The organism is Mesorhizobium sp. M4A.F.Ca.ET.022.05.2.1 (assembly GCF_003998845.1).
In the GTDB taxonomy this organism is placed as follows: Bacteria; Pseudomonadota; Alphaproteobacteria; order Rhizobiales; family Rhizobiaceae; genus Mesorhizobium.
Map to the genome: position 1 here is coordinate 1 of NZ_RZOJ01000244.1, position 9,240 is coordinate 9,240.

Genomic DNA, 9,240 nt, shown 5'->3' on the forward strand with positions numbered 1-9,240 from the left:
CCGTAGTCTTGCCGGAGCCGCTTTCGCCGATCAGGGCGACGATCTCGCCGTCGGCGATGTCGAGGCTGACGCCCTTGATGATCTCGACAAGCCGTCCGGCGTCGGTCGTCGCCTCGATCCTCAGGTTCCTGACCTCGACGAGATTGCTCATGCGTCCCGGTCCCTGATCTTCTGCGGCAGGTTGTCGATCAGCAGGTTGACGCTGATGGTGAGGCTGGCGATCGCCAGCGAAGGCACGATGACGGCGGGGGCCGCGAAGGGCAGGCCGCCGATGTTTTCGCGCACCAGCGCGCCCCAGTCGGCGAGCGGCGGCTGCAGGCCGAGCCCAAGGAAGGACAGGCCGGAGAGCAGCAGAACGATGAAGACGAAGCGCAAGCCGAAGTCGGCGAGCACCGGGCGGATGATGTTGGGCAGGATCTCGGAGCCGACGAGATAGAGGGTGCTCTCGCCGCGGACACGGGCGACAGTCATGAAGTCCATGGTGTTGATGTTGACGGCGAGCGCGCGCGCGAAGCGATAGGAGCCGGGGATATAGATGACGGCGAGCGTCAGGATCAGCACCGGGATCGACGAGCCGACGGCAGCGACGACGACAAGACCGAACAGCTTGCTGGGGATGGAGTTCATGGCGTCCAGGAAGCGGCTGAGGCAGGTGTCGAGCCAGCCGCCGGTGACCGCCGCTATCATGCCCAGCACGACACCGGAAAAGCAGGCGATGGAGACGGCGGCGAGCGATATACCGACGGTGTAGCGCGCGCCCATCAGAACTCGCGAGAGCATGTCGCGTCCCAGATAGTCCGAGCCGAGCCACAGCCCCTGACGCATCGGCCCGAAATAGTCGTCGTCGACGATGTCGCCGATGGGATGGGGAATGATGTAAGGCGCGAAGATCGCGACCAGTGTCCACGCCAGGATGACCAGCGAGGCCACGACGCCGACGAGGTTGTAGCTGTGGCCCAGGAAGGACCGCCGGGAGGCTGCCGCGCGCGCCATCGTCATCTCAGCCTCGGGTTGGACATTATGGCGACGATGTCGGCGGTCGTGATGAGAAGAAGGTAGCCGAGGCAGAAGATCATCGCGCAGCTCTGGATCAGCGGCAGATCGCGGGTCGCGACCGCATCGACCATCAGCTTGGCGATGCCGGGATAGTTGAAGATCGTCTCCACGATGATGACGCCGCCGACCAGATAGGACAAAGACAGCGCGATCGCGTTGACGATCGGCCCGAGCGCATTGGGCAGCGCGTGTCTCAGCACCATGCGGCTGCGCGAGGCGCCTTTGAGGAGAGCCATCTCGACATAAGGCGTGGACAGCGTTTCGATTACCGCGGCGCGCGTCATGCGGATCATCTGGGCGGAGATGACGAAGGTGAGCGTGATCACCGGCATTGCATAGATGCGCAAGAGATCGGTCAGCGAATGCGCTTCGTTGACCGACGACAGCGCCGGCAGCCATCTGAGATAAACGGCGAAGAGCAAGACCGCCAGCGTCGCGACCATGAACTCCGGCACGGAGATGACGCCGATCGAAAGCACGGTGACGGTGCGGTCGTAGACGGAGCCGCGCAACATCGCGGCGGTGATGCCGAGCGTCAGCGCCAGCGGCACCGAGAGCAGCGCGGTGATGCCGGCGAGCTTCATGGTGTTGACCAGGCGCCCGCCGATCAGAGCCGCAACTGGCATCTCGTTGGCATAGGAGGTGCCGAGGTCGCCGTGGAGCAGGCCGACAAGCCAGCGCAGGAAGCGCAGGATCGCCGGGTCGTTGAGATGCATGGCCTCGCGCAGGCCGGCGACCGCCTCGGGAGTCGCCGCCTGGCCGAGCAGGATCGACGCGGTGTCGCCAGGCAGCATGCTGGTGGCGAAGAACACGGCGAACAGCACGATCAATAGCGTGATGGCCGCGATCCCTAGCCGCTTCAGCACGAGGTTGAGAACCCCAGACGTCATTGAAAGCGCTCCCTGCGGTGCGTTCGGCCAACCATCTTGCGCAATGCAGTGCCGGGGGACCGGCTGACCGGCCCCCGGCAGTCGCCCCTCAGGCTTCGAGCCAGAGATATTCCGCCATTGCGTAGCCCATCATGCCACCGAGCGGGTTCGCCTCCAAACCCTTCACCTTGCTGGAGAGGGCATCGACGTTGGAGATGTAGGCCGGGATGATGGTGCCGGCCTCCTCGGAGACCATGACCTGCATCTGGTTGTAGATTTCCTTGCGCTTGGCCTGGTCGAGCGAGCCGCGCGCCTCGACGAGCAGCTTGTCGAACTTCTCGGACTTGTACTGGCTCTCGTTCCACGGAGCGCTGGAAGCGTAGAGGAGCGAGAACAGGATATCCGGCGTCGGGCGCGGATTGATGTTGCCGAAATGGACCGGCGCCTTGAGCCAGTAATTGTCCCAGTAGCCGTCGGACGGGACGCGCTGGACGTCGAGCTTCATGCCGATATCCGCTCCGGCGGCCTGGATGATCACCGCCATGTCGATCGACGAGGTCGCGGCGTCGGACGCGATCACCGGGATGGACTGGCCGAGCAGGCCTGACTTCTGGAAGTGGAACTTCGCCTTGTCCGGGTCGAATGCCTTCGGCTTGAGGTCGGCGTTGTGGAAGATGTTCGCCGGCGAGACAGGTTGATCATTGCCGACCTCACCAAGGCCGCGCAATGCCGATTTGACGATCTGCTCGCGGTTGACGAGGTACTTCATGCCGGCCACGAAGTCGGCCTTGCTGCCCGGATCCATGTCGAGCCGGATGTTGAGGTCCGTGTAGTTGCCCGCGGTCGTCTTCGACAGTTCGAAGCCCTGCTGGCTCTCCAGGAGCTTCATTGAGCGCGGATTGATCGCTGCGGCAAAATTGATGTCGCCGGAAAGCAGGGCGTTGACGCGAGCGCTGTCGTCGGTGATGGCGATGAATTCGAAGGAGTCGAGATAGGGCTTGCCCGATTTCCAGTAGTTCTTGTTCTTGGTGACGACCGAACGCACGCCGGGTTCGAACGTCTGCAGCACGAAAGCGCCGGTGCCGTTGCCCTTGGAGAAGTCGGTGGTGCCGTCCGCCACGATCATGAAATGGTGCAGCGCCAGGATGGTCGGCAGGTCGGCATTCGGGTCGGCGAGCGTGATTTCGACGGTCGACTTGTCGACCGCCTTGAAGCCGGTCATCTGCGCGGCGATCTTGGCCACCTTGGAGCCGACCGCTTTGTCGAGATGGCGCTTCAGCGAGTAGACGACGTCGTCGGCCGTGAGGTCCTTGCCGTCGTGGAAGGTGACACCCTTGCGCAGCTTCACGGTCCAGGTCTTGGCGTCCTTGCTGTCGAAGCTCTCGGCCAGCTCCATCTGCGTGACGCCATCCTTGTTGAGGAAAGTCAGGCGGTTGTAGAGCGAGCAGCAGCGGACATAGTCGGTGGAGAGCGACGCCTTTGCCGGATCGAGCGTGTCGGCGGTCGAGGACGACCAGCCGGCCGCCTTGAAGCTTCCGCCGGAAACCGGCTCGGCGGCGACGGCCTGGCTGGCGCGGCCGAGCACCAGGCTGCCCGCGGCGACCGCGGCGCCACCGGCCAACAGCATCTTGAGGAGTTCGCGGCGGCTCGCGCCCCGCCGGATGGCGTTCTCGACCATGGCGTCGTCTGCGCTGGTCCAGTTCGTGATCTTGTCGGTCATGTCATTCCCCTTTCTGTTGTTCGGTCGGCATGCTCGTCTTGTCGCGGCTTTCCGGGCTTGGGCTCAGGTTCGTTCCTTCAGGCTTTCCCGAACGGCCGCCGCAAGGGAGGCCATCGAGGTGAAGTGGTAGTCCGGCACGGTGAAGCGCTCGGGCTCGATCGTGCCGCCATAGCCCCTCTGGGCATGCCGGCGTTCGATCCAGCAATTGGTCAGGCCAAGTGCCCGGGATATGCCGATGTCGTGATGCTGGCTTTGCGCGACGTGCAGGATGTCGTCCTTGCTGTCGCCCCTTGAGGCGACGAAATCGAAGACCTTCTGGAAGAACGCCGGATCCGGTTTCTCCGTTCCGGTATCGTCGGCGGTGAAGGTGGCGAAGAAGGGCGATCCGAGCTGCTTCTCGAAATGGTCGAGGGCCCAGCGTCGGGCATTGGTCATGGCAATCAGCTTGTGCGATTTCGCGAGGTCCGCCAGCGCCGCCGCGCTGTCGGGGAAACCTTTCCAGACGCCGGCGGAATCGCGCAGGCGGACGCCGAATTTCTCGTCTGCCGGCAGGCCGAGCTGCGGCGCGATGACCATGTACACACGCACCAGATCGTCGGGAAACAGGCCGGCATCGGGCATGTAGCGGGCCTGCCGGTAAAGGGCCAGCGCGGCTTCGCCATCGATGGAGACGCCAGTCTCGGCGGCAATCCCGGCCAGGCAAGTCGTGATGCCGCCTTCGAAGTCGATCAGCGTGCCGACGACATCGAAGGTCATGTACTTGAATTCGCTGAAAGCCCTGGCCAAGAAACTAGCTCTCCTCTGCGCGATACCGGATTGCATGTTGCTGAACAGAACAAAATTCCGTGCTGTCCTGGGCGTTGGCCTTTTTCGAAAGCCCATAAATCCGCGCTTTCTGGCCTTGTCTTATAGGCAGTCTGGCACTTCCCCCGCGCTGGATTCGCCGAAAAGGCGTGAGGGGGCGGCACAAAATTGCGAAATCGTCTGCCCCGGCGATATTTCGAGATACGAAAAATTCGTCGCCCGTCATGCCAGGGCCTGACGGACGTCGGGATCGTCCAGCGTCTGGTCGAGCGTGAGGCGCGTGCGCTCGATGATAGCGTCGACGTCGCCGTCGGTGCAGCAGAGCGGCGGCGCATAGCCGAGGACACCGTTGGCAAAGGCGCGGATGATGAGACCGTTGTCCCACGCCCTGTCGAAGACGCGCCGCGCCGGTATGGCCGACGCCGGAAGCGGTGTTTTCTTCGTCTTGTCGACCACCAGCTCGATCGCGGCCAGCATGCCGCGACCGCGCACATCACCGACGAGCGGGTGGTCGCGCAGGCTTGCCAATCCTATCATCAGGCGGGCACCGGCCTTGATGCCGTTCTCCAGAAGGCCGTCTTCATAGAGCTTCAACACCTCGAGCGCGACGGCGGCGCTGACGGGATGGGCCGAATAGGTGTAGCCGTGGCCGACCGCAGCGGCGCCCGCGCCGTCGGCGATGACGTCGTAGACATGATCGGCCATGAAGACGGCGCCCATCGGAACATAGCCGGAGGTCAGCCCCTTCGCGGTCGTCATGAAATCGGGAACGATGTCCTCGTCCGTGCAAGCGAACAGGGGTCCCGTGCGCCCGAAGCCGGTGATCACCTCGTCAGCGATGAACAGGATGCCGTACTGCCGGCAGAGCTCGCGTATCGCTTTGATCCAGCCCTTCGGTGGGACGATGACGCCGCCCGAGCCCTGGATCGGCTCGGCATAGAAGGCGGCAACCCGCTCCGGTCCGATCTCCTCGATCTTGGCCTTCAGCGCGGCGAGCGATGCGGCGGTGATCGCGTTGCCGTCCTCGCCCACCGGGTTGCGATAAGGGTAGGGCGAGGGGATCTTGTGCTGCCATTCAAAGGGAATGCCGAAACCGGCGTGAAATGCGGGCAGCGCGGTCAGGCCAGCGCCGACCACCGATGAGCCGTGATAGCCGTGCTCGATGGAAATGAACTGGTCGCGTTTCGGCTCGCCCCTGGCATTCCAGTAGTAGCGGACGAAGCGGATGGTGCTGTCGACCGCGTCCGAGCCGCCGAGGGTGAAGAAGACGTGATTGAGATTCCCCGGAGCGCGCTCGGCCAGTTCCGAGGCGAGGCGAATGGCCGGCTCCGAGCCGAGGTCGAAATAGGCGGTGGCATAGGGCAGCTCGCGCATCTGCCGGGCCGCCGCCTCGACGATGCTGTCGTGGCCGTAGCCGGCATTGACGCACCACAAGCCGGCGAAGCCGTCAATCAACTGCCGGCCGGATGCTTCGGTCACGGTGGCGCCCTTGGCCGATTTCAGGACACGCACGCCGAGCGCTTCATGGCCGCGGTATGAGGAGACCGGATGGATGAGATGGGCGCGGTCGAGTTCGATCAGGGAATTGGCGAGCATTGTTGTCCTCCGAACTAGCCGAGCGCCTGGTTGGCGAGAGCGTAAACTTTTGGCCTGGCCGGTTCCGAACCCGGCTTGGGCGGACGGTCCATGGCCACGCCGCCGCCGACATGGACGAGACCGATTTCCTCGAGCCAGCCATCGATGCCGGTCCGGCTGTCGGTATCCACGCGCAGGAAGGCGCCGGAGCGCGGCGCGGCGAAAAAGCTGATGAGGGCCCTGGCGTCACCGGCGCTTCCCGCGATGACCGGACCGATCACTTCGCCGCGTCCGAAAGGACGGATCGCCGCATAGGCCTCGATGGCGCCGTTATGGCGGATGATTGCGAAGTGGCCGCGCTCGGCCAGCGCATTGATCAGGGCTTCCCGGTCGGCGCCATAAGCGTCGCGATCGAGCGCTTTGATTTCCGGCAGATCGCCAATGCTTGCGGCTTCAACGCCGTCGGGCGCGTCAAGCTCCGTCACTTTCCCCTGATGCTGCAGGATCGCACCGGAGCGCACGAAGCCGAGCTTTTCATAGAGCGGCTCGCCATCCGCCGTCGCGACGAGCCGCAGCGGACGGTCGCCGGCAAGGGCGATCGCCTGATCCATGAGTCGGCGCCCGAGCCCCTGGCCCCGCACATTCCTGTCGACGATCACCATGTTGATCATGGCGCAATCATTGCCATAGGGCGTTACCAGGATGGTGCCGGTGACACGGCCCTGGTCGTCGAGCGCGACAGCGCCGCTCGAGAGCTGCAGCGCCATGTGCCAGTCCTGCGCGCGATGCGGCCAATTCTCCTGGCGAGAAAGCGCTACCGCACCCTCTATATGGTCCGGCCCGAAGGCCTGGAGTTCGATCTCGCCCTGCTGCATGAGGCATCCTTCCGTCTGCTGATCAAGTCTCGGCCATCGGCGCGCCGCAGATCGTCTGAAGGCTTTGGCTTGGACAGTATCTTTCGCCGTAGCGCGAGGCATGCGCCGCATCTTGTGCTGGCGCGCCCGCCGCGGCGGGCGCGCTTCACGTCTCGCGCGACGACGTAATCGCCACACCAGATGCTACAGCGTGCCAAACCGGATGGCGGATACGGAACTTTCTGCTTTCGGGACGCCGATTTCGGTCAGGTCGGCCGCCTTCTGCCGTCCTATGATGAATTCATCCGAACGCGGATGTGCTTCCACCGGAGATCGACGGACATGGCTTCCTTCAGGCCCAAATACATCACCTTCGACTGCTACGGCACGTTGACCAATTTCCAGATGGCGGAAGCCGCACGCGACCTCTACGGCAGCCGGCTCGACGAGCCGCGCATGCAGGAGTTCATCAAGAATTTCGCGGCGTACCGGCTGGACGAGATCCTGGGCGACTGGAAGCCTTATGCCGACGTGATCCACAATGCGCTCGAGCGGGCCTGCAAGCGCAACCGCGTCGCCTTCAGCCCCGACGACGCCAGGATGGTCTATGAGCGCGTCCCGACCTGGGGGCCGCATGCCGACGTGCCGGCCGGCCTGGCGAAAGTCGCCAAGGAAATTCCGCTGGTCATCCTGTCCAACGCCATGAACGCGCAGATCATGTCCAATGTCGAGAAGCTCGGCGCGCCATTCCATGCCGTCTACACGGCCGAGCAGGCACAGGCCTACAAGCCGCGCTTCAAGGCCTTCGAATATATGTTCGACAGGCTGGGCTGCGGTCCGCAAGACATCCTTCACTGCTCGTCGTCATTCCGCTACGACCTGATGTCGGCGCACGACCTCGGCATCAAGAACAAGGTCTGGGTAAACCGCGGCCACGAACCGGCCAACCCGTACTACGGCTATGTCGAGATATCAGACATTTCGGGTCTTCCAGGCGTGGTCGGTCTCTGAAACAGGGCGGATTGCCGATGAAGTTCGTCTCCTACTGGCACGACACCGCTCCCGACTTTTCCGGCGCGGCGCAAGGCCCGGTCGAGGGTCACTACGATGCCGCCATCCTCGGCGGCGGCTTCACCGGTCTCGCCGCGGCCCGCCAACTGGCGAAGGCCGGCGCGAAGGTGGCGGTGCTGGAGGCGGAGCGAGTGGGCTGGGGCGCATCCGGGCGCAATGGCGGGCACCTGAACAATGGCCTCGCCCATAGCTTCCTCTCGGCCAAGGCGGAACTCGGCAAGGAACGCGCAATCGCGCTGTACCGAGCGCTCGACGACTCCGTCGATACCATCGAGGCGCTGGTCGCCGAGGAAAGCATCGACTGCAACTTCCGCCGCGCCGGCAAGCTGAAGCTCGCCTCCAAGCCGCAGCATTTCGAAGCGATCGCCCGCAACTTCGAGGCCGTCCATGCCGAGGTGGATCCGGACACGGCGCTGCTGTCGGCGGCGGATCTCAAGTCCGAGATCGGTTCGCCCTTCCATGGCGCGATGCTGTCGAAGAAGAGCGCCATGATGCATATGGGCCGCTATGTGGCAGGCTTGGCCACGGCCGCCACGCGCCACGGCGCCGTGATCCACGAGAACGCGGCAGTGACCGACCGCAAGCAGGCCGGTAGCAGACATGAATTGACCACTTCGCGCGGCAAGATCAGCGCCGACAACGTGCTGGTGGCGACCGGCGCCTACACCACGCCGAATTTCAATTATTTCCGCCGCCGGATCATCTCCGTCGGCAGCTTCATCATCGCCACGCGGCCGTTAAGCGATGCCGAGATCGCCGCGACCATGCCCGGCAACCGGACATGCGTGACCTCGATGAACATTGGCAACTACTTCCGGCTTTCACCGGACCGACGCCTCATCTTCGGCGGCCGCGCGCGCTTCTCGGCGACATCGGACCAGCGCTCCGATGCCAGGAGCGGACAGATCTTGCAGGCTGGCCTTGCAGCAATCTTCCCCCAGCTCGCCAAGGTCGAGATCGACTACTGCTGGGGCGGGCTGGTCGACATGACCAAGGACCGTTTTCCGCGGGCTGGTTACCATGACGGCGTCTGGTTCGCGATGGGCTATTCCGGCCACGGCGCGCAGCTCTCCACTCATCTCGGTATGATACTGGCCGATGCCATGCTCGGCGGCGAGGACCGCAATCCGCTGAAAGGGCTCGAGTGGCCTTCCATTCCCGGCTATTCCGGCAAGCCCTGGTTCCTGCCGATGGTCGGCCTCTACTACAAGGCGCTCGACCGGATACTATGAGGCAGTGGGGAGTAGGGGAGTAGGGTACAGGCGCTCATTCCCTACTGCCTTACTCCCCT

At 64.0% G+C, this 9,240-nt stretch carries 9 protein-coding genes; 2 read left to right on the forward strand and 7 right to left on the reverse strand.

The window, feature by feature from the left end:
* The 7 genes from EN745_RS22955 to EN745_RS22985 all read right to left on the reverse strand — a co-directional run.
* Positions 1-151: ATP-binding cassette domain-containing protein (locus EN745_RS22955; protein ID WP_127422333.1), on the reverse strand; the 151-nt coding region annotated here is incomplete at its 3' end.
* The gene (locus tag EN745_RS22960; protein WP_126058832.1) at positions 148-999 is read right to left on the reverse strand and encodes an ABC transporter permease; all 852 of its coding nucleotides are present in this window, start codon (positions 997-999) and stop codon (positions 148-150) included. The genes EN745_RS22955 and EN745_RS22960, both read right to left, overlap by 4 nt.
* Entirely contained in the window at positions 996-1,946 is a 951-nt protein-coding gene (locus tag EN745_RS22965; RefSeq protein ID WP_127422334.1) for an ABC transporter permease, read from the reverse strand. Before EN745_RS22965 ends, EN745_RS22960 begins: the two co-directional genes overlap by 4 nt.
* Positions 1,947-2,034: 88 nt before the next feature.
* A complete protein-coding gene (locus tag EN745_RS22970; protein ID WP_127422335.1) occupies positions 2,035-3,645 on the reverse strand; it encodes an ABC transporter substrate-binding protein in 1,611 nt (536 codons plus the stop codon).
* A gap of 63 nt (positions 3,646-3,708) precedes the next feature.
* Complete coding sequence (locus EN745_RS22975; RefSeq protein WP_127422336.1) at positions 3,709-4,431, reverse strand: HAD-IA family hydrolase; 723 nt, start codon at positions 4,429-4,431, stop codon at positions 3,709-3,711.
* A gap of 240 nt (positions 4,432-4,671) precedes the next feature.
* Positions 4,672-6,045, reverse strand: a complete 1,374-nt coding sequence (locus EN745_RS22980) for an aspartate aminotransferase family protein (protein ID WP_127422337.1) — start codon at positions 6,043-6,045, stop codon at positions 4,672-4,674.
* A gap of 14 nt (positions 6,046-6,059) precedes the next feature.
* Complete coding sequence (locus EN745_RS22985) at positions 6,060-6,899, reverse strand: GNAT family N-acetyltransferase (protein ID WP_127422338.1); 840 nt, start codon at positions 6,897-6,899, stop codon at positions 6,060-6,062.
* A 321-nt stretch (positions 6,900-7,220) separates the two neighbouring features.
* Here EN745_RS22985 and EN745_RS22990 point away from each other — a divergent pair, with 321 nt between their 5' ends.
* Positions 7,221-7,889 (forward strand): haloacid dehalogenase type II, encoded by a 669-nt coding sequence (locus EN745_RS22990; protein ID WP_127422339.1) that lies wholly within the window; start codon positions 7,221-7,223, stop codon positions 7,887-7,889.
* Positions 7,890-7,906: 17 nt separating this feature from the next.
* Complete coding sequence (locus EN745_RS22995; protein WP_127422340.1) at positions 7,907-9,181, forward strand: FAD-binding oxidoreductase; 1,275 nt, start codon at positions 7,907-7,909, stop codon at positions 9,179-9,181.
* Positions 9,182-9,240 lie beyond the last annotated feature (59 nt).